Consider the following 21,496-nt stretch of genomic DNA (forward strand, 5'->3'; position numbering starts at 1 on the left):
CCGCCTGGGCGATCCGCAGCGGCGGGCGCGGCAAGACACCGGGTTACCAGCAACCTCTGCTGATCGCCTCCTCCCCTGCCGACATCGCCACCGCCACGCCGAAAAGCACCCACCTGCACAGCGGCAAACACCTGACCCTGAGCACCGGCGAAGACATCAGCATCGCTAGCGGCAAATCACTGCTGGCCAGCGTCGCGCAAAGCATCAGCCTGTTCGCGCAGAATGCTGGCGCCAAACTGTTTGCAGCCAAGGGCAAGATCGAGCTGCAGGCGCAGAGTGATGCGATGGAATTGACCGCGCAGCAGGGCATGAAAATCACCTCTCTTGCACAGTTAGTGGAAATGTCTGCACAGAAGGAAATTTTGCTCACCAGTGGCGGCGCTTATATCAGGATCATACGCGGCAATATCGAGGTGCATGCGCCAGGCACAATAGACATCAAAGGTGCCAAAAAGACCCTCAGCGGTCCCGCAAGCATGGACTATGTAAATAAGGAGCTTCCCATCGCAGTACCCGCAGGGCTGTATGACGAGCAAAATCGCCTCATGACCACCCACGGTGTACCGCTTGAGGATGTCGCGGTCGAGGTTGATATTCCTGACGAAGGCAAGAAAATATTTTTTACCGACCAAGACGGTAATATTCCACGGATTTTTAGCGACAAGCCTGGTAATGGCAAGGTTACGCTGGTGCCTGACGAGTTGATCGTGCCCGCGGGGTCGGACGAATACTCTCCGAGTAAAAAATCATGAAAGATGACTTTAACTTTAACCCTCATGCTTGCTCGATCAATGACCTGAATCCTGGATGTGAAGCGTTATGGTCGATCGGCCAGCAAGTTGCCGTTCGCCGATTGAGTGTACAGTCTCGCGTACCCTGCCTGAAACCAGCACAATATAAGTTAATAAGCGACTTTAGTGCACGTGCCGCGCGCATTGCAGGCAACTACGCCAGAATTTATCTAGAACAAGAGCTCAAAGGGAAGCCCGCATTGAAGGGGCGATTTTACTGGACCGGTTTAGCGGCGTTTGCGAGCAAGCAGGTAATGTGTGCGCTAGACTATTCCAGCACTTCAAACTGGCGCTATGCATTTCCATCATTGGCTGCGTTTGAAGCAACAAAAAATTACTTAGGCAAAGGAAATTTCTGGCTATTCCAAGACATCTTCGTTTGGCACTGTTTTTATATAAATTTTCCAGAGCAATTCACTGAATGTATTGAAAAGCGCGACTTCAACGAGTACAACGAAGAATTCAAAGCGTCATTTAAAAAGCTACCTTGGGCAGAAGACGCGCTACTGAAAATAGACAATCTCAAAGTCACTGATTATCTGAGACTGGAATTTTCCTTGATAGCTAAAATTGAAACCATCCGTGGCAGGGACGCCCAGAGACAACAGCAGCTAGCCTCTTTAATAGCCATCGCAAACCATGAGCAAAGGAAAATATTACAACCTTTAATCTATGAGAGCTTCGGATTCAAAACTCTGTTATACGGTCAATCTAAACTGGAGGGTCATTTCGGCGTGCCTCGTCGGCTTGCTGCCTTTAGCACTGCTTGTGAGTCAGATAATCCTAAGCTCAATGTAACAATGACCGAAGGTCAACTGTACGACCCTACCGAAAGAATGAAGTTTATCACTAAAATCGCAGACAAATTTCACACACTTATGGACATAAATAAAAAATATATGGAAAACACCATTATGAAAATATCGTCCTGGCACGACCATGCATAAAAAAATTTTTTTGACGCTACTTTTGTTTCTTACAGCCTGCGGAAACCCTGATATGAAACAGAAACCGCTACTGATAAAATTTAAACTGGATGAGCCTGTTGAAACCTTGCTTTCAGCGTCAACTGTGAATTTTGACAGGGACTGTAATGACAAAATTTGCTTTTACGATTTTGACATTCCTCTACAAAGCTCAAGCAAGGCGACGGCTGTCATCGAGTCAAGCCAGCAACCTCTGATATTTGACGATGTTGTCAGCGCTGTATTCAGCACGATTGAAGACAGTAACATTACTAATGCCAAAATTATATTAGGTGGAGTACCCTCAAACTCGGAACACACCAAGGCCATCGACTATTTTTACCAGCAACTCGGAAATCTGAAAGCAACAGGCTGGAGGCGCTACATTTACCCCAACGAAGCAAGAATACCGGGATCCGAGGCTAGAAAATTTAAAGACTTTGACACTGTGCTTGAAAAGCCTGCTGTTACAGGGCCATGGAAGGATCCAGCCTTAATCCTCTCCAAGGAAGAGTGGCTGTCTTCACCGATGCTCAGCGACTGGTATTTTTATAAGGATGGTGTATACCTTACCTTTAGTGTTCAGCGTGAAAATACACCTGACTCCAAGCAGGAACGTGGTTCTTATTTATTTACCCTCAGCTTCAGGTCGGAAACTGAGTTCTATAAAGGCTTTATAGACAGCGACGATCGTGAACACTGGAAAACTCTAGTGCCCGCCGAACTAAGAAAGATGGCAAAAGAGCGAGCAGCGGCAGAGTCATTATTAAAAAAATCGGGCATTTTGATAGATGAAAACTATCAAGAACCAACGATCAGTATCCTGGAAGCACAGCATTGAACTTGATGCGCTTCGTAAAAATGATTGATGCACGTCCGGTCATGGGGACGGACCAGCCACGACAGCCGATAATCTGGCCGCAACCTGACCAGAAAAACGAGCGACTCCAGTCAATGGCTGCCTATCAGACTGACCAGATGAAGAATTGTGGCGATTTAGCGCCCAGGTTACGCGGTTGCGTAGTACACCACCCGAAAACTCCATACACTCAGCACCCTGATCATAAAAACGCCAGAACACAGAATTTCCCGGAAGAAAGACGTCACCCCAATGGAACATCAGGAGCAGCACCATGAGCACAGCAGATCAGACGCGCAGCACTGGCACGTATAGCGCCACGTGGCAGGAGCGCTTCAATTTCTTCGAGACATATGGTGCGCCGAACGATCCACGCTTCAAGGCCGGCCTGAAGTCACTTCCTGGCTTCAGGAAGAAAATGCGGATCAATTTCAACGTCATCGCGTATTTCTTTGGCCCCATTTATTTCTTCGTGTTGGGCCTGTGGAAAAAAGGCATTGCGTTGATTGGCATAATGCTCGCGACCAACGCCTTGATCCTTCTGGTATGCACGCTTTTGGGAACCGAGGTTCCTTACGCGTTGGGGGGAGGTCTGAATGTGGCCTTCTCGCTGATGTATGCCTTGACCGTCAATTATTCGTACTACCTCAAAGAAGTAAAAGGCGAGCAAGGCTGGAACCCGTTCAAAGGCATGCGTCTTTAACCCGAAAAGATAACCGATGACACCCTACCCTTGCCGAGCATGAGGGTTCGCGGCTCATCGACCCATGCCATGTTCAGCCAGCGTTATATTTGAATCAGTCATTCAGGTAATTGCCACATGGATGCGAAGCCAGGACTCCAATGACAGCGCCCTCCTCCCCCGCAGCCTTGCTGCCACTGAAAATTATTGCGACTGGCGTAGCGGTGCCCGCAAATCGAGTGGACTCGTCTGCGCTGGACACGTTATTGAACAAGCCTGCGGGTTATGTCGAAAAGCGCTCCGGCGTACATTGTCGTTTTCACGCAACACTCGATGCCAGCCAGGCCGAACTTGCAGCACAAGCACTTCAGGATGCCTTGAGAAGAGAGCAGATCCCGGCGGGTTCGATCGATCTGTTGATCTCGGCCTCGGCAGTACCCATGCAGGCCTTACCCTGCACTGCAGCATTGATTCTCAAAGCGGCCCACCTGCCATCGGGTACGCCCGGCTTTGATATCAACAGCAGCTGCGTCGGCTTCATCACCGCGCTGCAGGTGGCCGCCGGTTTGCTCAATGCCGGGATCTACAAACGCATTGCGGTCGTGTCGGCAGATCTCGTTTCACGCGGTATCGACTGGAATGACGAAGAAAGCTCGCTGATCCTCGGCGACGGAGCAGCCTGCGCCATTGTCGAACGCGGTGACGGCAGCAGCGGCATTCTGAGCAGCCTGTCCGAGACTTATCCACAGGGCAGCGACCTGTGTGAGATTCAAGCAGGCGGTACACGCCGCAATCCACGTGCTGGCATGACTGACAGCGACTTTCTGTTCCATATGAAGGGCAAGCAGCTGTTTCGTCAGGCTGCCGCGTTGATCGAGGGCTACCTCGCACGCCTGTTGGAAAGGAGCGGATTGACGCTTGCCGAGATCGTCACCGTGGTCCCCCATCAGGCCAGCCATCTTTCGCTTGAGCACATGCGGAAAAGGCTTGGAGTACGGCCTGAGGTACTGGTGGATATTTATCGCTATCACGGTAACCAGGTCTCGGCATCGATTCCGACGGCGCTGCATACTGCTTTTACCACCGGCCGCTTTACACCCGGCAAACCCGTGATGCTGATCGGTACCGCTGCCGGTTTGACATTGGCGGGCATGGTGCTGCTGCCATGAAGGTTCTGCTGACCGGCGCTACCAGTGGCCTCGGACGCAATGCGGCAGAGTGGCTATTGAACGCAGGCCATAGGGTACATGCCACCGGACGTGACTCGGCAGTGGGGAATCTGCTGCGAGAACAAGGAGCGGCGTTCACCGCCCTGGATCTGACCCGGGCTACAGCACAGCAATGCGAGCAATTGATGCTCGGCAGTGACGTGGTCTGGCACTGCGCGGCAAAGTCTTCTCCCTGGGGTAGCGAGGCCGAGTTTCATGAGGCCAATGTAGTCGTCACAGAAAAGCTGGCCGAGGCAGCAGGCCGCTGCGGCGTTTCGCGCTTCGTGCACATATCCACGCCTGCGATCTATTTCGACTTTCAAGACCATGAGTGTATTGACGAGCAATACCGTGCCCGACGATTCGCCAACCACTACGCCAGCAGCAAGTACCAGGCAGAACAATCCATACAGGCGCTGGTACCGCTTTATCCACAGACCACGTTTATTATCCTGCGGCCCCGTGGCTTGTTCGGCCCCCATGACCGGGTGATTCTGCCCCGTATTCTTGGCCAGATAGAACGCGACTGCGGCGTGCTGCGTTTGCCCGGTGGTGGCCAGGCAGTGCTGGACCTGACGTTTGTACTGAACGTTGTGCACGCCATGGACCTGGCCAGCCATAACAATTCTTTGTCCTCAGGTGCCGCCTACAACGTCACCAATCATCAGCCCATGCGACTGGTGGATACCTTGCAGTTGTTACTGCACGAACAACTCGGCATTCGATATCGTGTGCAGCGCGTGCCTTACCGATTGCTGCACTCGCTGGCGACGGCACTCGAGCTTCTGGCCTGTATAACGCGCAAGGAGCCCGTGCTGACTCGGTACAGCGTGGCGGCGGTGAACTTCGATATGACCCTGAGCCAGACGCGATCCATTGAAGAGCTAGGCTACCGACCGCGATACTCGATGGAAGAAGGCGTTCAGCTCACGGGAGAGTGGCTTAAGTCTCATGCGGTGAAGCCCCATGGCTAGCATTACCACCTTTGAAGTGGGTTACTGCACGCATATCGGTTGTATGGCGTTGCAGGGTGCCGGCCTGCGGGTCTGCAAATTTCCGTCCAGGGCGTATCTGCTGGAGGTCGGCGATCGCCGCTGGCTATGGGATACCGGCTACGCCAACCATTTTCAGGAGCATACACGGTCGGGGGTGTTCCGCATCTACAGCCAGGTTACCCCGGTATACCTGGATGCGGGTGAAACACTGCTGGATCAGCTGCGTAATGCGGGTTACGCGGCCAACGATATTCAGGCGCTGATCATTTCCCACTTTCATGCCGATCACATTGCCGGCCTGCGGGACTTCAGTCATCTCGACTTTATCTGCTCGGGCGAAGGCTGGCAGAAAACCCGCTCATTACGTGGCATCGCCGCGCTCAAGCGCGCCTTCGTACCGGGACTGATTCCGGAAGGTTTCGAGGCAGCGTTGCAGTTCGTCGAGGGCTTTGAGCTGGTTAGCCTGACCGAGCAACTGGCGCCGTTTACACATGGCTACGAACTACCGGGCAGTGACGGGCAGATTGTTCTGGTGCCGCTACCAGGTCATGCCGCCGGACACCTGGGTGCATTTATTCTCACCGACGATGGCTGGACATTGCTGGCCAGTGATTCCGCATGGTCGCCGCTGAGCTATCAAGAATTGCGCGGGCCTTCTGTGCTTGCCAACGTGCTGATGGACGACAGCAAGGCCTACTACCAGACGCTGAACCGTCTGAACCTGTTGTGGGCAGCAGGCCATGTGGATATCCGATTGTGCCACGAGGGGGATTTATGATCCCGGTGATGACGCTCTGGCACTATTGGCGAGCGCGTCGCCTGCGCTTTTCCAGTCGCCAGGCACTGGAGCATTTTCAGAACAGGCAACTGAAACGCTTTGCCCATAGGGTGCTGGCCAAAAGTCCCTATTTTCGGGCTTACAGCGCTCTGCCATTCAACGAATGGCCGCTGATGGACAAAGCGCTGATGATGACGCAGTTCGACCAGATGAACACGGCAGGTCTGCAACGTGATCAGTTGCTGGCCTGCGCAAGGCGCGGCGAAGCCGAACGCGACTTCACGCCACGCATCGGCCGCTTTAGCGTCGGGCTGTCCTCGGGCACGTCAGGGCAGCGCGGCGTTTTCGTCGTGAGCCCGCAGGAACAGCAGATCTGGGCGGGCGGGATGCTTGCCAAGATGCTGCCAGACGGTATTTTCGCGGGTGAGCGAGTCGCGCTGTTTTTACGTGCGGACAATAACCTGTATCACAGCGTCGACAATCGCTGGCTGAGCCTGGCCTTTTATGACCTGTTCGCGCCGTTCACTGAGCAGTTGCCTCGCTTACAAGCACAGGCGCCGACCATTATCGTTGCGCCAGCACAGGTGCTGCGCGCCCTGGCCCTGGCCGTTCTGGGCGGGCAGATCCAACTCGAAGTAAAGAAAGTGATCTCCGTCGCCGAAGTCCTGGATGCGCAGGATCGCCAGTTGCTTAACACAGTGTTCCGCGAGGTCGGCGAGGTCTATCAGGCAACCGAAGGTTTTCTGGCGGCCACGTGCTCTCATGGCACACTGCATTTGAACGAAGAGTTCGTGCATATCGAGCCCCAATGGCTTGATGAGCAGCGCTTCACGCCGTTGATCACCGACTTCACTCGCAGCACCCAACCTATCGTACGCTACCGACTGGATGATGTACTGGTCAGGCAATCCGAGCCCTGCCCGTGCGGTCAGCATTCGATGGCGATTTCCCGAATCGAAGGTCGCCGCGACGATCAGCTTTCGCTGCCCGACCAGCACGGTGAGATGCAGATTATCTTTGCCGACCTGTGCAGTCGGGCAATTGCCAATGCACTGCCACTGACCAGTGACTACCGCTTGATTCAGCTTTCGAAAACCCGGCTGCAGCTGATTGCAGACTGTACGCAAACCGAACTGGAGCACAGCCGCAGACAACTTGTCGCCCTGTTCACACAACAGGGTATTGCCACTGACAAACTTGAATGGCAACTGACGGTACAGAACGTGATGCCGAACTTCGATCGAAAAAGACGCCGTATTGTCCGGCAGGCAAAAGCATGAACAACCCAATGATGTTCCGGTTGTGGCACATGCTGCTTGGCTGGGGTTCGGTCGGTCTGATCTATACGCTGACCGACCATTTGCAGAGCACCGGCCAGGTCATGACACCCTCGCCGCTCGACCGAATGATCACATTCACGCCGAACGCAATCTGGCTTTACCTGTCGTTCTTCGTGGTTGTTCCACTGGGCTATCTGATGACCCCACTCGATCGGGTGCGCTGGCTGTCTCGCGCCATGCGTCTAACCGCGCTGGGTGCCGGAACGGTCTATCTGCTGTGGCCGACAACGATGGTGTACCCGATCGATGAGGGCACAACGTTAAGCTCTACACTGCTGGCAGCACTGACTTATGTGGACTCGACCCAGAATTGCCTGCCATCCCTGCACATGGCCCTGATGGTGCTGGCAGTCTGGGGGATCAGTGCAGCAAGGCGTAGCGCGCGTACTGCAGTGTTTATCTTATGGGTGGCCGCCATTGCCTATTCGATCCTCCAATTGCGCCGTCATCTGTTCATCGACGTGGTCAGTGGCGCCGTACTCGCGCTGATGGCGGGCATGCTGGTCGATGCGCTCGGCCGAAGCAGGCAAGTCGCATTTAAAGGGAATATGCAATGAGCGATCTGGCCATTCCGATCATCATCATGCTGCTGGCCGTAACAGGCGAGGCCGTCATCCTGCAGTGGATGCAGCGCAAGCCGGTTGACTGGCATGACGTGGTGTTCAACCTGAATTCCGGCCACCTCATGCTGTGGCTGTTCCGTGGCCTGGAAGTCATCTGTTACGGATTTGTCGCCACGTACTTGAGCCTTGGCCTGCTGGATACATGGCCGCCACTATGGGTCTGGGCGTTCGCGTTGCTGGCCTGGGATTTCTGTTTTTACTGGTTGCACCGCCTGCATCACCACGTTGGCGTACTCTGGGCCGTGCATGTGGTGCATCATCAGGGCGAGCACTTCAACCTGTCCTTGGGCGTGCGTAACTCTTGGTATTCGTCACTCACCTCGATTCCGTTCTTCATTCCGCTGGCCGTGCTGGGGGTGCCCCTGCATGTGTTTGTCGCAGTGTCGATCCTGCATTACTCGATGCAGTTCTTTAACCATAATGCGCTGACACCCAGGCTGGGCGTGCTGGAGAAGATTTTCGTTACTCCGACCCATCATCGCGTGCATCACGTCAAAGACCGGGCCTACTCAGACAAGAACTTCGGCGGTACTTTCATTTTCTGGGACAAGCTGTTCGGCACATTTTCCAGGCTGCCCGATGTGCCTTACACGTTTGGAATCGGAGGGCCTCGCTCTTCCGCAAATCCGTTCTGGGCCAGCAACGTACCTTTTCTGCATTACCTGCGACTGTCGATAAAATCGAACGAACCGACCCGCTCGCGCGTTTCGGGTTTGAGCATTTTCAGCGGCGCGTTGCTGCTCTTCGCGCTGGTGGTGGGCTATATCTATCAATACGGCTATGGCTACAGCGACATCACCTGGCCGCAGGTCGTCCTGTTCGTCTTTCTTGTGGTGGGCTCGGTGGCGCTGGGAGGAATGACCGAAGCGAGGACCTGGAGTGTTCCTGTCTGGCTGATAGTCAGCCTGGGGCTGGCGTTGCTGTTTCTGGGTTATTACGGCTGGTCGCAGGTTTACTGGCAATTGCCGATGGTCGCCCTCGCCCTGCACTGCGCATGGGTGGCTGTGTCTTCTCGCGGCTACAACCTTTCAGCCGCAAATCCGGTGGAAAAACATCATGGCTGAGTCACTTGCCCCCTTGTCATTTCCTGCCGATGGCGAACAGGCATTTCATCACGCCCTCAAGCAGGCGGCCCACGCCTACCTGGCAGACGACCATCGCTACGCAAGCATTCGGCAAAAGGTGACGGCATTGCTCCTTATCCTGCTGTGCGGCGGTTTTTATGCCTCGAGCCTTATGCAACACAATGCGTGGGCATTCGTGGGCTGCTATTTCCTGTTTGTCCTGACAGGCATGCTACTCAACGTAATGGTGTTTCACGACGCCACCCACAATGCTTTTTTCCGGGCCGCCTGGGCAAACCGGCTGGTGGGGAGGTTGATGACCTTGCCACTCGGGATTGATCCGGATTATTGGCGAGTCAGGCATGTGCAGTTTCATCATGCCTATGCCAACGTTGAACATTACGATCTGGACACCGAGGAGAATGGCGTCCTGCGACAGTCGCCCTTCCAGGGCTGGCGTAAGCACATGCGTTATCAACATCTTTACTGGCCCATGGTCGCAGCGTTGTCGCTGCCCTACATCTCATGGATATTCGACTGGTCGGACCGCCTTGGGAAGACGCCGCTCAAAGCCAAAAGCATTCTTCCAGGAAACAGAGGCTGGGCAGTATTTCTGGCCAGCAAGGCATGCCATCTGCTGCTGGTACTGGTAGTGCCGCTGGTGATATTCGAGGGTAGCTGGACCACGGTGCTGATCGCGTACTTTGTCAGCCAGATGCTTGCCTCTCTCTGGGTGGTATTTCTGCTGCTCGGCACGCACTGGGCAGAGGCAGAGTTCTATCAGCCATCAGGCAGCCCGTTGATGCCACACGGCTGGTATCGACATAACTTCTCGACAACCTGTGACTGGCAAACCTCTCCACGCTGGCTGCACCATGTCGTGGGCGGGCTGAACTTTCATCTGACTCATCACCTGTTCCCTGGCTGGAGTCATCGACACTATCCGGCGCTGGCAAACATCATCGCTGACCTGGCGCCCCGCCACGGCATGCACTATCGCTGCATCGACTACCGTGAGTTGCTCAGGCAGCAGCGAAAGTTCTTGCGCAGCATGGGCCGGGACACGCAGGTGACGAACATTACCTGACGGACTCAGAGCCAGAAGCTTTGTGACTTCTGGCATGACCGCATTGGTATTGTTTGTCTGCTTTTCCCATCGCTGGACCTGTTGTCGCTCAACAGCAAGCACGGTTGCGAATTGCGTATGCAGTGAGCGCTCATTCGGTGCGAGCGCAAGGAGATCCGTCGGGAGATGCATCGCCGTAAAGATCTCGAGAAACAGCGTCAGAGCCTGCGCAAGCGGAAGTCACCGCGCACATGATCCGGGATCACAGAGGACTTTATCGCGCCCAACAAAAAACCCGCCGAAGCGGGTTTTTCCAAGACCATCCCGACTCCCTGTCGGCTGCCTCCGAGGCGATGGTCGATCATCCTTGATCCTGGTGAACTCCTGTTCACCACTTGATGGATCCAATAATACGGAGGAAGGACCAGTTCGGAAATGGCCAAATCCCTCCACCGCGTGTAAGCCTTTCGCTATACCTCGGCGAAGCACAGCCGCACCTCTCAATGAGCGTGCGGGTTCGCTGTGGATAAGTCACCCTCAGGCTTTATCACTGCCCCTCGACCAGCAGCAATTCCCCATCCCTATACCGCACCTCCTTCCCCAGCCACGCCATATCAACATTCGGTAGCACCGCCGAAGGCTTGCGCAGTTCGCGCAGCAACGTAGACCCATGGGAAAGACGTCCGCCCATGCGCGCAATCACCGCGCGGGCACTCTGGTAGTGCGCGTGGCGTCCTGGGTCGAGGGTGTCTTCCAGCAGGATGTCGTCACCCAGAATGCCCTGGACCTGGCCCGGATAGATCATGAAGCCGGTGGACTGCTCGGTGCCTTCGCGGCCGTCCTGCCAGAAGCTCCCCGTGCGGCTACGAATGTCCGGATGCGGCGCAAACCAGTGTTCCCGGTCGGCGCCGGGCATGGCGTGATGCAGGCGGAAGAACAGGCGCATCAGGTTGTCGCGATACCACTCGCGCACTTGCAGGTAGTAGCCGCGCATGCCCGGCAGGCCTGCGCGGTGGGCGATGCGAATGAAACCCGGCCAGGTCGGGAAGGCCTGTAAAGGCAGGTCAGTGGCTGCCGGGCGCGAGGTCGCGGGGTCGGTTTCCCAGGGCAGCCGGTGCGGGCAATGCTCCAGGTCGTCGTAAGCGGTCGGCGGACGTCCCAGCAGGTCTCCGCCGCTGCTGGCCAGCGAGGTGGCGATGCACAGGTTGCCTTGCACGACGAATACGTAGAAACGGGTGAACCAGTCAGCCAATTGCTGGCCGTCAGCACCTTGGGCCGTGAGGGCGTGCAGCTCTCGGTCGAAGCGGTGCAGTTGCTTTTCCAGGGTCAACAAGTGACCACGCGCGATGCGCTGCATCCGCAGAAACACGGGTAATGAGCGCACCAGACGCAGCGGTCGCCACGGTAGATGCGGGGTCGCGCCGCCGACCTCATCGGCGTAGCTGCTGGAGGCGATGCCCCAATCAGCCAGGCGTGCGAGAAACAGGTCATTGTTGATGTAGGACGCTGCGCCAAACAGTGCGGTGAATGGCTCGTTGTCCTGCAACACGCGTGAATCCCAACGCGCCATGATCGCCGGGATGCTGCCTGCGGTACGCCGCTGTGCGTACTCGACCAGCCTGCTGGGCTGTGGCGGCAGGATCTCCGCAATATTGGCGGCGGTCAGGTGGCGGCGCCAGCCGTAGTCACTGATCGGGCGGTACTGCAGCAGCCACAGCTGGCGGCCATCCCAGGCCCACTCGACGTCGCCCGGCACGTAGTGGAATACGCGCAGAACGCCCTGCAGGAAGTCCCAGAGCACCTTCTCGGTCAAACCGTGGGATGGCTTGAAGCCCCCGCGGCTCCAGGCCGCGCCGAGGCGGGAAATGATCGCTCGCTCAGGGCTTGCCTGACCGTCGGCCAGCGACTCCAGGTGCCCTTCCACCCACTCCAGCTCGACCGACAGGTGACGCACGAAGGCGATGCCGGAAAGCACCGGCGTGATGAAGCGCTGCACCACAACCTCTTCGACGCTAGCGTTGTGCAGCTCTGCGACGCGCGCGGGCACGTTGTGGTCGGGCTCGCGAAGAAAAGTAGTGCTCAGACCGGCGTTGGCCGCATCGGCCTGATCCTCACCGAAGCTGGACGAGCGCACGGCCCAGATAGCGTCAGGCTGACGGGCCAGAAACGCGGGCAAGGCCTCGTCAGCGCCCTGCACCAGAGACAGTGCCTCGGGCACCGGTTGCCCGGCGATGGCTGCCAGACGCAGACGGCCGCCTTTAGTGTGCGCAACGAAGCCGCGCTCGCCGGACTCCAGCCACTGCGCAAACTCGGCCGGCGCGTCGATCCACGGGTAGTGACCCCAGCCCGGTTTCAGGCTGATAGTCAGGTCGGCACGCGCCAGAATGGCCGACCACGCGGCTGCCTGCTCGATGCCCAGAACCTTGTCCTGATCGCCCCAGACCAGCTCTATCGGATCCTGCACCCACTCCAGCAGCGGCAACGCGGTGTCGGCACGCACCAGGTCCCAATACGGCACGAAAGCACGGCAGCGGGCGTAACCGGAACCCATGCGCTGGTAGTGCGCGGCAGGCCAGGTCTGCCTGGAAAACTTGTGCGCAAACAGCGTGGGCTTGTTGGCCAGCAGCCAGTGAATGGTCTTGCGAATGGGCAGCGGCGACATCAGCGCAGGCAAGCGCCGCTGCCACAGAAAAGCCCCCACCGGTGCCAGCAACACGCTTCTGCAGAAGTGCCCGGGCTGGCGCTGCAAGGCATGCATGACCAGCAAGGCATTGACGCCCACAGCGACGATGGCGCTGCCCTTCACGGTCGTCGCCAACAGCGCATCGGCATAGGAAGCGAGGTCTTCGCAGGGTGGCTGAGGATTGTTGCCGAAACCTGGCAGCTCCAGCGGCACGACCTGATGCTGCTGAAAATGCGGCAGCACATCATCCCACCATTCGGCACTGCTGCCGTTGCCCGCCAGCAGGTACAGAAGGGACAAGTCAGACATGACGGGGCTCCTTCAGCGCGTTGGCAGCAGAAGTACGGCGATCATGGCGATACAGCCAGAACAACGGCGGCAGCAACGCCAGCAGCGCCGCCAGATCAAGCCACACATGCGACCAGACACCCCCGCGCACGGAAATCGCTATGTCCTGAGGCGCCCAAAGGAGCAGGCCTGCGATCAGCCAGCCCCAAGGCATGGCGCTTTTCAGACGATTGCCCAAATGCACAAGCGCCAGCATGTAAACGGAATAGGTTTGCAAGGTGGCGCCAAACAGCGCCATCCACCAGACCTGTTGCGCGCGAGCAGCGGCAGGAACAGCGTCGGTCCAGAACGCCTGCTCGAGGCTAGTCAGGTAGCCATCGAGCAAGCCGGAAAAGCCTGCCCAGGTGAACACCAGACTGCCCAGCACATGCGCAACTGCGACGGCATACAGCCAGATCACCAGTGTACGGCGCAGGGTGTCAGAAGAGAGCGGCATACCAGGTCCTTGAGTCGTCCTTGTGAGGTGGCGAGTTTAGCGATAACTCACCAGGCTTAATACCGCCGTCCTTGCCTGCCGCTCGATTCACTCCGGATACTGGGTGATGCTCCGCGTGACGCCGTAAAGGCCCTTTGCCTCCAGTCAAAACTACCAGTAGCCGCCTCCCCGCTTTTCCCTTCAATGTACGGCTCCGCTCGTCAGGCCATCTGCCGGGCGAGCCCTGCGGTCTGGAGTAGCGGTGATGGATGCGCTGAATGTCATCAATATCGGCACTGACGGAATCAACTCGTTGTTCAATATCGTTCTGCAGTACGGAACGACTGTCGTTTTGAGGCTGGTGATCGCAGCCTTGTTGTGGATAGTGGGTCGCTGGCTGATCGGCGTGCTGGTGAGGATGGCGCAGCGTTCGCTGACCCGGCAGCGGTTTGATCCGACGGTTTTGCGTTATGTGGGCTCGTTCATCACGGTGACGCTGAATATCATTCTGGTGATCGCCATCTTGAGCTATTGCGGCATCGAGACCACCAGCTTTGCGGCGCTGCTGGCGGCCGTGGCGCTGGCGATCGGCATGGCGTGGTCGGGTTTGCTGGCCAATCTGGCAGCAGGTGGTTTCATCATCGTGCTGCGGCCCTTCAAGGTCGGCGATATGATTTCGGCTGCGGGTGTGACCGGGACAGTGGTCGAAATCGGACTGTTCGTCACGTCGATCAACACCTCGGAAAACGTGTTGAATCTGGTGGGCAACAACAAGATCTTCTCTGACACGATCATCAATTTTTCCAGCAATGATTTCCGCAGCGTCGAACTGACTGCAATATTCCCAGGCACTGCCGACGAGCAGGCGATCATTCCGCGCCTCAAGGATCAGATCGCCCGCCTCCCCAATGTACTGAGCAGCCCTGCGGTCGATGTGCATCTGTCCTCTACGACAGCCGATTCCATCACTCTGTCAGTACGGCCCTATTGCCACAATAATCACTATGATTCGGTGCATCGCCAGACGCTTGCCCTTATCAGAGCGTTGATGCTGAACATGTCCTGAGCGGCACACATAGGCAAAATTCATCGCCCATCGGCTAACCCTAACCCGTCAGCAGCCGATTAAAAGACCTAGGCCTTTTTTATGGCCCCTGCCTTTTACTCTTACGGATTCAACCATGAGCTTTCTATCTCGTTTTCGGGCCGGCACTTCTCGGACCGGAGGCGTACTGAGTGTCATTACGTCCGCGCGAGAATTGAACAACACGCTGTCGGCGTTAAGTTTTGACCCGGTCTACCTGACAGGCTTCGTTTCACCGCACGTCGACTTCGGTCAGGTTGCCCAGTCTGTCGCGGCACGCTTTCCCAAGGCGAAGATCAGCCTGTGCACAACATCCGGCGAACTGTGCTCCAGCAATGATTCGCTGTATTGCGCGGCGGGTAATCAGTGGGACCGGATCGTGCTGGCGCTGTTCGACTCAAGCGTTATCCAGAGTGCCGAGGTGGTGCATATTCCCCTGCACAGTGAAGACATTCGCGGCACGGGCAAGCGACTGTCCATGCGTGAGCGCATTGCGCGGCTGACCGACTCGATCAAGCGCACTCAGGTCAGCACGCCTATCGACCACAGAGATACACTGGCCTACGTCACCTTTGACGGCCTTTCGGCGTCGGAGTCGTTTTTCATGGAAGCGCTCTACGAGTCAGGGCGTTTCCCATGCCTGTTCGTGGGTGGCTCCGCAGGCGGCAAAAGCGACTTCAAAAAGACGCTGATTCACGACGGTAAACGCAGCTACGAGAACCATGCTCAGGTGGTGTTTCTCAAGAGCGCAAAGAATGTGCGCTTTGGCGTCTCCAAGAGCCAGAACTTCGAGCCAACGCCACTGAGCCTGAGTGTTCTGACCGCCTCGCTGGAAGAGCGCTACATCAGCCAGGTGGTCAATTCCAGAGGCGAGATTGCCACGATGGTTGCAGCGCTGTGTGATGCGCTGAAGTGCGAGCGGCATGAGCTGGAAAGCAAGCTGGCGCAATATTCGTTCGCTATTCGGGTGGGCGAGGAATTGTTCGTACGCTCCATTGCGCGCATCGATCTTGAAAGCGAGCGGGTTCATCTGTTCTGCGACGTGGCACCCGGCGAAGAGCTGGTGATGGTCAAACGGACGTCGATGATCGACACCACGCGCAAGGACTTCGCGCGCTTTCTACAGGGTAAGTCCGGCAAGGCGCTGCTCGGCCTGTTGAGCGACTGCATTCTGCGCCGTCTGAACAACGGCAGTGAATTGGGCCGCATGAATGATGTGTTCGGCGAGACGCCAGTGGTGGGCTTCTCGACCTTCGGCGAGATTCTGGGTTTGAACCTCAACCAGACCCTCACCGCAGTGTTCTTTTTCAAGGTGCCGGAAGGTCAGCCGTTCCGCGACGATTACATCGATAACTTCATTGCCTATTACGGCGAATTCAAGGCGTTCTTCCTGCGTCGGCAGATCAAGAAGCTGGCCGGTTTGAGCCATGTGGTGGTCAAGCAGATCGACCAGTTCAAGCAGCGTAACTTTGTGCAAACCATTGACCCGAGCGGTCTGGACGAGCAGATCCGCCCGGTGTTCGGCGGCCTGAGCGATCTGGGTGATGTGCTGGTCAAGGCTCATCAGGATCAGCAAGAAATCGCCGATCAGTTGCGCCACTATTCAGGCGAGCTGCATGTTTCGATGGATGAGTTGTCGCAGACCATCACGCAGCAGGAAACGGTCATCGATAAGGCGGGTAATACCGTCAAGAGCCTGGTCAGCCAGGCCGACGAGGTAGTGCTTGGCTCTCGGGAGCTGGCCAAGTCCAGCTTGCGCATCCAGTCAGTCGTGCAGATGATTCAGCAGATCGCCGGGCAGACCAATCTGTTGGCACTGAACGCCGCCATCGAGGCAGCTCGGGCCGGCGAAATGGGCCGTGGCTTTGCAGTGGTCGCCGATGAAGTGCGTCAGTTGGCGCAGAAAACCACGCAAAACGCGAATGACATCGGCACGGATATCGAGCGTCTGGCCGAGGAGATTCGCAAGGTTGCGCAGCATATCGAAGAGCAATCCCTGGAAGTGGGCACGCTCACCAGCCTGCTGTCGGAGCTGGAAGGCTCCAGCGACATGACCGCGGGCACCTCGCAACGTACCCGGCAACTGGCGGATACCCTGCGCGGGTTGACTCGGTAGCAGAGCCTCTGCTGTCAGGACGGTAGATTGCCCGCCCTGACAGCAGACCTTGTTGCAGGCGGCTTACTGGTTGCCCAGCACGCCGACCTTGCCCATCACGTTGCTCATGAATTGCTGCACAGTCATTTTCTGGCCATTGAAGTCGACCATCTGGTTGGCATAACGCAGGTCGGAAACGATGTTGTCACCATCGACCTTGGCCAGTTGCATCATCTCGGCCATGGCGCTGGCCATGTCGCCAGCGGCCTTGGCCTGCTCGGCGATGACCTTGAGGTCGGTCTGGCCTTCACGAATGGCTTGCTGGGTCGCGAGATCGCGGATCATCGGCTTGGACAGGACAACCCTGGCGTTGACTTCGCCGAGGCTTTTCAAGAGCAGCGAATCGGAAGGCTGATCGAGCGGGCCTGGATCGGCCAGGTCCACCGCGATGCGCATGTGGCTTTCGCCGTTGCTGGTCTTGAGCGAGAGTTTTTCCAGTTCTATATGCGGCTTGGCGATCAGCAGCTTTTTCATCTGGGTGTTCATCAGCTCTTGATCAGCCGCGTTCAGTTCAAGACGGAACGGACGCTTCTCCAGCGCGGCCTGCTGCTGTTGAGGCAGGATTTTATCCTGATACAACTGATACAGCGCCTGAGTGGCCACCACATCGAAGTTGGCTATTTTGAAGCCCATGTGCGCAGAACCAACGTCCTTGCCTGCGTAGGAAATCATGCCGGCATCGTAGTTGATCTGGGCAGCCAGGTTACCGGCATCTTCCTGCGCCAGGTTGGTGTTGGTGAAGTCCTTGATCTGCACCGGCGGCTTACCCACCACCTGAAAGCCCGCGCTCTGGATTTTCATGTTGGTGTGGCCCAGATAGAAACCGGACTTGCCTTTGGTGCCGCCCGTGTCAAAGGTCATGCCTTTGACGTCGATGCTGACCGGGCCCTCAGGCGATGCGACGTTGAGCTGCAGGTTTTCCATGTTGCCGGCCAGACTGAATTTTTCGGCATCGGCGGACGACTCGGCATTCAGGTCGAGCCCTGAAAACCTGAACTTACCGTCGACGTCGGTCATTTCCAGCGGGGCCATCTGCAGCGTGCCTTTGGTGGCGCGGTCATAGCCGATGCTGGCCTGCCCCTTGAGCGGTGGAACGTCCTTGCTCATGGCGAACCACTTTTCGGCGCTGGGGCTTTTCTCCATCTGGAAATTGCTCAAGGCCATGACGGGCAGCAGGTTCAGGGTCTTGAGGTGCGACAACGGAATGGGCCCGTGCTCGATCTGGTCGACAAACAGGAACTGACCGCCCTGGGTGCTATCGGACACGTTCTGGATGTCCACACGATAGTGCGCCGTGCTGCTGAAGAAGTGCTTTTCCAGCGAGAGCATTTCCAGTTTGACGCTGGTGTCGGTGCCCTTGAACGACTTCGCGAGTTCCTGGTTGGCCTTGCTGATGGAGTCGGTCAGCGCGCCTTCCAGTTGATTGCCCGTGTACCAGGCGCCCGCCGTAACCAGTGCGCCCGCTACGACGATGACGCCAATCGCTATACCTGCTGATTTATTCATAGTGACGTGAAGATATCCGTTCTGATGATGGGAAAGTCGTACCGGGACTGGCAGCACAGTTGAAAACTGCGAAAGATTATCAGAAACACAGGGTAGCCACGGTATTCACGGAAACGTTAGGCTGAAACGAATTTGAGAACGGGATGTGATCACATGAGCGAGCAACACACCGAACGAGGCCCGATCAAGGCCGTCATTTTCGACATGGATGGCCTGTTGCTGGACACCGAGGGGGTTTATACCGAAGTCACCCACTTGATCGCCAGCCGCCACGGGCGCACCTTCGACTGGTCCATCAAACAGCACACCATCGGCCGCGGTGCCCGGGATTTCTCGGATTACGTGATCAAGACGCTTGAATTGCCGATGTCGATCGACGAGTTTCTCGAAACCCGTGAACCGATGCTCGAAGAGCGTTTCCCCAAAGCGCCGGCAATGCCCGGAGCCGAGGCGCTGGTCCGGCATCTGGTAGCCCACAATATTCCCATCGCAGTGGGCACCAGCTCGTCGGTGCACTACTTCGAAGCCAAGACAACTCTGCACCGCGCGTGGTTCGAGCTGTTCGATACCGTCGTGACCGCAGACGACCCGGAAGTCGGCGCTGCCAAGCCAGCCCCGGACATCTTTCTGGTCGCCGCCCGCCGTCTTGGCGTCTCGCCGAGTGATTGCCTGGTCTTCGAAGACTCGCCGTTCGGTGTGACGGCCGCCAAGGCTGCGGGCATGTACGCTGTTGCCGTACCGGACTCGCACATGCCGGTCGAGCAATACGAGCATGCAGACCTGCTGCTTGCCTCGCTGGCCGACTTCCCGCTCAAGGCGTGGGGGCTGCCTGAACTCGTCTGAATGACATGGAGATGTTGAGCATGAATTATCGAATCCTCGGCCAGTCCGGCCTCAAGGTTTCCACCCTGACACTCGGCTCAATGATGTTCGGCGAGCAGACCGGTGCCGAAGAGTCCCTGCGCATCATCGACAAGGCCAGGGATCAGGGCATCAATTTCATCGACACGGCGGATGTATACAACGGTGGGCGCTCGGAAGAAATCGTCGGCCGGGCCATCGCCGCACAACGCGGCGACTGGGTGCTGGCCACCAAGGTCGCCATCGGGCCAGTCGACGGCGTGCCCAATCGCGCCGGTCTGAACCGCAAGCACCTCTTCAATGCCATCGAGAACAGCCTGCGGCGTCTGGACACCGACTATGTGGATATCTATTACCTGCACAAGGAAGATCAGGACACACCACTTGAAGTGACCGTCTCGGCCATTGGCGATCTGATCCGTCAGGGCAAGATCCGCTACTGGGGTGTGTCGAACTTTCGCGGCTGGCGAATCGCTGAAATCGTCAACGTAGCGCAGCGCCTGGGCGTAGACAAGCCGGTCATCAGTCAGCCGCTGTACAACATCGTCAACCGCCAGGCCGAGGTCGAGCAGATCACTGCAGCCGCACATCACGGCCTGGGCGTCGTGCCCTACAGCCCGCTCGCCCGCGGTGTGCTCAGTGGTAAATACGCTCCGGACATCGCTCCCGACAGCGAGAGCCGCGCCGGACGGCAGGACAAGCGGTTGCTGGAAACCGAATGGCGCATGGAGTCGTTGCGTATCGCGCAGCGAATTCAGGCGTATGTGCAGGACAAAGGCGTCGGCATTGTCGAGTTCGCCATTGCCTGGGTGCTCAACAACCAGGCCGTGACGTCAGCCATCGTCGGACCAAGGACCGAGCAGCAGTGGGACGGGTATACCAAGGCACTCACGGTGGATATCACCGCTGAAGATGAAGCGTTCATCGATTCGCTGGTGCCCCCCGGCCATGCGTCGACGCCCGGCTTCAATGACGTTCAGCACTTCGTTTCCGGCCGCCTGACGCGCTGAAACGATCACGCCTGCGGCCTTATGCCGCGAGCGTGTCACGGTTGCGCTCTGGACCGGTCGTTTCAGAGCGCGCTGTCATAAAAACAACACGTGAAACTCCTGTTACCTGTGAATACGCACTCGGTACGTGAGGTCGATGAGCGCTAAGATAGACGCGTATTTTGTCGAGCTCGCCTGGCTGCAGCGCGATTCGCTGCTCGCCGTTAAACATGATGATGTTTGTATTTTCGCGACGGACTGGCAAGTCTTGGCTAGTCTGTCGGCAACAAAGCGATTAATTGGACTTTGTCCAGCCAAGGTTGATAAAGAAGTAGACCGATGCGCAAATCAGATAGAGAAGCCTTTCTAAGCTCCGTACTGGGCAATGAGCAGCCTCCGGCGCACCTTGCCAGAACCGTGATTGAAGAAAAACTGCGAAATGCCATTATCGATGGCAGTCTTCCCAGCGGCACGGCCCTGCGCCAACAGGAACTGGCAACGCTGTTTGGCGTCAGCCGCATGCCTGTGCGCGAAGCACTGCGCCAGCTTGAGGCGCAGTCGCTGCTGCGGGTCGAAACGCACAAGGGCGCAGTAGTCGCACCGTTGATTACCGAAGACGCCGTGGACGCTTATGCCTTGCGGATCCTCCTGGAGTCCGAGGCGTTGCGCTTGTCCATCCCGTTGCTGGACGCGGACGATCTGGCAGCGGCTGCAGGCTATATCGAGCAGCTTGAAGTCGAGACGGACTTCGGTCAGATCGGCAGGCTCAACCGGATGTTCCACTTGTCGTTGTATGCAAAGACTCACAACAAGCGCCTGATGCGCCTGGTTGAAGAAGGTCTGAACGAGGAAGAGCGCTTCTTGCGTTTCAATCTTTCCGCCATGGGGCTGGGCAAGCTTTCTCAGGATGACCATTGGCATCTGCTGCGGCTCGCCGAACAGAAAGCGGTCGAGCCATGTGTCGAAGCGCTGCAGCACCACCTCAACCGCGGCGTGCAGGCCGTCACCCAGTACCTGAGCAGCAATAAGGCCATCAGCGCCAAACCGGCCCGTACAGCAAAGAAAACCCCCGCCTGAATCATTG

The 21,496-nt window shown here is 57.2% G+C and carries 19 protein-coding genes and 1 pseudogene; 17 read left to right on the forward strand and 3 right to left on the reverse strand.

Annotated features, from left to right (window positions below; all coding sequences use genetic code 11):
- From RGM3321_RS00675 to RGM3321_RS00730, 12 genes and pseudogenes are all read left to right on the forward strand, one after another.
- A partial coding sequence (locus tag RGM3321_RS00675; RefSeq protein WP_244391131.1) for a DUF2345 domain-containing protein occupies positions 1-752 on the forward strand: 752 nt, incomplete at its 5' end.
- On the forward strand, positions 749-1,738 hold the full coding sequence (locus RGM3321_RS00680) for a hypothetical protein (protein WP_244391133.1): 990 nt from the start codon (positions 749-751) through the stop codon (positions 1,736-1,738). The genes RGM3321_RS00675 and RGM3321_RS00680, both read left to right, overlap by 4 nt.
- Before the next feature lie 52 nt (positions 1,739-1,790).
- A complete protein-coding gene (locus RGM3321_RS00685; protein ID WP_244391135.1) occupies positions 1,791-2,597 on the forward strand; it encodes a hypothetical protein in 807 nt (268 codons plus the stop codon).
- A gap of 292 nt (positions 2,598-2,889) precedes the next feature.
- A complete protein-coding gene (locus RGM3321_RS00690; RefSeq protein WP_116886985.1) occupies positions 2,890-3,318 on the forward strand; it encodes a DUF2628 domain-containing protein in 429 nt (142 codons plus the stop codon).
- A 140-nt stretch (positions 3,319-3,458) separates the two neighbouring features.
- Positions 3,459-4,466: a 3-oxoacyl-[acyl-carrier-protein] synthase III C-terminal domain-containing protein gene (locus tag RGM3321_RS00695; protein ID WP_244391137.1), complete on the forward strand. Its 1,008-nt coding sequence runs from the start codon at positions 3,459-3,461 to the stop codon at positions 4,464-4,466.
- A complete protein-coding gene (locus RGM3321_RS00700) occupies positions 4,463-5,479 on the forward strand; it encodes an NAD(P)-dependent oxidoreductase (protein ID WP_244391138.1) in 1,017 nt (338 codons plus the stop codon). Before RGM3321_RS00695 ends, RGM3321_RS00700 begins: the two co-directional genes overlap by 4 nt.
- Positions 5,472-6,278, forward strand: coding sequence for an MBL fold metallo-hydrolase (locus RGM3321_RS00705; protein ID WP_024652719.1), 807 nt, complete (start codon positions 5,472-5,474; stop codon positions 6,276-6,278). Before RGM3321_RS00700 ends, RGM3321_RS00705 begins: the two co-directional genes overlap by 8 nt.
- Positions 6,275-7,558: a F390 synthetase-related protein gene (locus tag RGM3321_RS00710; RefSeq protein ID WP_244391139.1), complete on the forward strand. Its 1,284-nt coding sequence runs from the start codon at positions 6,275-6,277 to the stop codon at positions 7,556-7,558. Before RGM3321_RS00705 ends, RGM3321_RS00710 begins: the two co-directional genes overlap by 4 nt.
- Positions 7,555-8,175, forward strand: a complete 621-nt coding sequence (locus RGM3321_RS00715; RefSeq protein ID WP_244391140.1) for a phosphatase PAP2 family protein — start codon at positions 7,555-7,557, stop codon at positions 8,173-8,175. The genes RGM3321_RS00710 and RGM3321_RS00715 overlap by 4 nt, the downstream gene beginning before the upstream one ends.
- Positions 8,172-9,305, forward strand: a complete 1,134-nt coding sequence (locus RGM3321_RS00720; protein ID WP_244391141.1) for a sterol desaturase family protein — start codon at positions 8,172-8,174, stop codon at positions 9,303-9,305. Before RGM3321_RS00715 ends, RGM3321_RS00720 begins: the two co-directional genes overlap by 4 nt.
- Positions 9,298-10,392, forward strand: a complete 1,095-nt coding sequence (locus RGM3321_RS00725) for a fatty acid desaturase (protein WP_244391142.1) — start codon at positions 9,298-9,300, stop codon at positions 10,390-10,392. The genes RGM3321_RS00720 and RGM3321_RS00725 overlap by 8 nt, the downstream gene beginning before the upstream one ends.
- A gap of 48 nt (positions 10,393-10,440) precedes the next feature.
- Positions 10,441-10,626, forward strand: a pseudogene (locus RGM3321_RS00730) (hypothetical protein); the annotation flags it as partial.
- A gap of 292 nt (positions 10,627-10,918) precedes the next feature.
- Here RGM3321_RS00730 and RGM3321_RS00735 read toward each other — a convergent pair.
- Together RGM3321_RS00735 and RGM3321_RS00740 are read right to left on the reverse strand one after the other, a co-directional pair.
- A complete protein-coding gene (locus RGM3321_RS00735; RefSeq protein ID WP_244391143.1) occupies positions 10,919-13,363 on the reverse strand; it encodes an alpha/beta fold hydrolase in 2,445 nt (814 codons plus the stop codon).
- Positions 13,356-13,838, reverse strand: coding sequence for a cell division protein (locus RGM3321_RS00740; protein ID WP_244391144.1), 483 nt, complete (start codon positions 13,836-13,838; stop codon positions 13,356-13,358). Before RGM3321_RS00740 ends, RGM3321_RS00735 begins: the two co-directional genes overlap by 8 nt.
- 244 nt (positions 13,839-14,082) lie before the next feature.
- Between RGM3321_RS00740 and RGM3321_RS00745 the strand changes: the two genes are divergently transcribed.
- Both RGM3321_RS00745 and RGM3321_RS00750 read left to right on the forward strand, forming a co-directional pair.
- Positions 14,083-14,883 carry a mechanosensitive ion channel family protein gene (locus RGM3321_RS00745; RefSeq protein ID WP_244391145.1) on the forward strand — a complete coding sequence of 267 codons (801 nt, stop codon included), beginning with the start codon at positions 14,083-14,085 and terminating at the stop codon, positions 14,881-14,883.
- Positions 14,884-14,998: 115 nt separating this feature from the next.
- Positions 14,999-17,017, forward strand: a complete 2,019-nt coding sequence (locus RGM3321_RS00750) for a methyl-accepting chemotaxis protein (protein ID WP_244391146.1) — start codon at positions 14,999-15,001, stop codon at positions 17,015-17,017.
- Between the two features lie 63 nt (positions 17,018-17,080).
- On the opposite strand, the gene RGM3321_RS00755 is transcribed toward RGM3321_RS00750, so the two are convergent.
- Positions 17,081-18,562 carry a YdgA family protein gene (locus RGM3321_RS00755; RefSeq protein WP_244391147.1) on the reverse strand — a complete coding sequence of 494 codons (1,482 nt, stop codon included), beginning with the start codon at positions 18,560-18,562 and terminating at the stop codon, positions 17,081-17,083.
- Positions 18,563-18,715: 153 nt separating this feature from the next.
- On the opposite strand from RGM3321_RS00755, the gene RGM3321_RS00760 reads away from it, so the two are divergent.
- The 3 genes from RGM3321_RS00760 (at position 18,716) to RGM3321_RS00770 (ending at position 21,489) form a co-directional block, all read left to right on the forward strand.
- On the forward strand, positions 18,716-19,405 hold the full coding sequence (locus RGM3321_RS00760; protein ID WP_244391148.1) for an HAD-IA family hydrolase: 690 nt from the start codon (positions 18,716-18,718) through the stop codon (positions 19,403-19,405).
- A 20-nt stretch (positions 19,406-19,425) separates the two neighbouring features.
- Positions 19,426-20,433: an aldo/keto reductase gene (locus RGM3321_RS00765; RefSeq protein ID WP_244391149.1), complete on the forward strand. Its 1,008-nt coding sequence runs from the start codon at positions 19,426-19,428 to the stop codon at positions 20,431-20,433.
- Between the two features lie 318 nt (positions 20,434-20,751).
- On the forward strand, positions 20,752-21,489 hold the full coding sequence (locus RGM3321_RS00770; RefSeq protein WP_244391150.1) for a GntR family transcriptional regulator: 738 nt from the start codon (positions 20,752-20,754) through the stop codon (positions 21,487-21,489).
- Positions 21,490-21,496 lie beyond the last annotated feature (7 nt).

This window comes from Pseudomonas sp. RGM 3321 (assembly GCF_022836805.1).
GTDB lineage: Bacteria > Pseudomonadota > Gammaproteobacteria > Pseudomonadales > Pseudomonadaceae > Aquipseudomonas.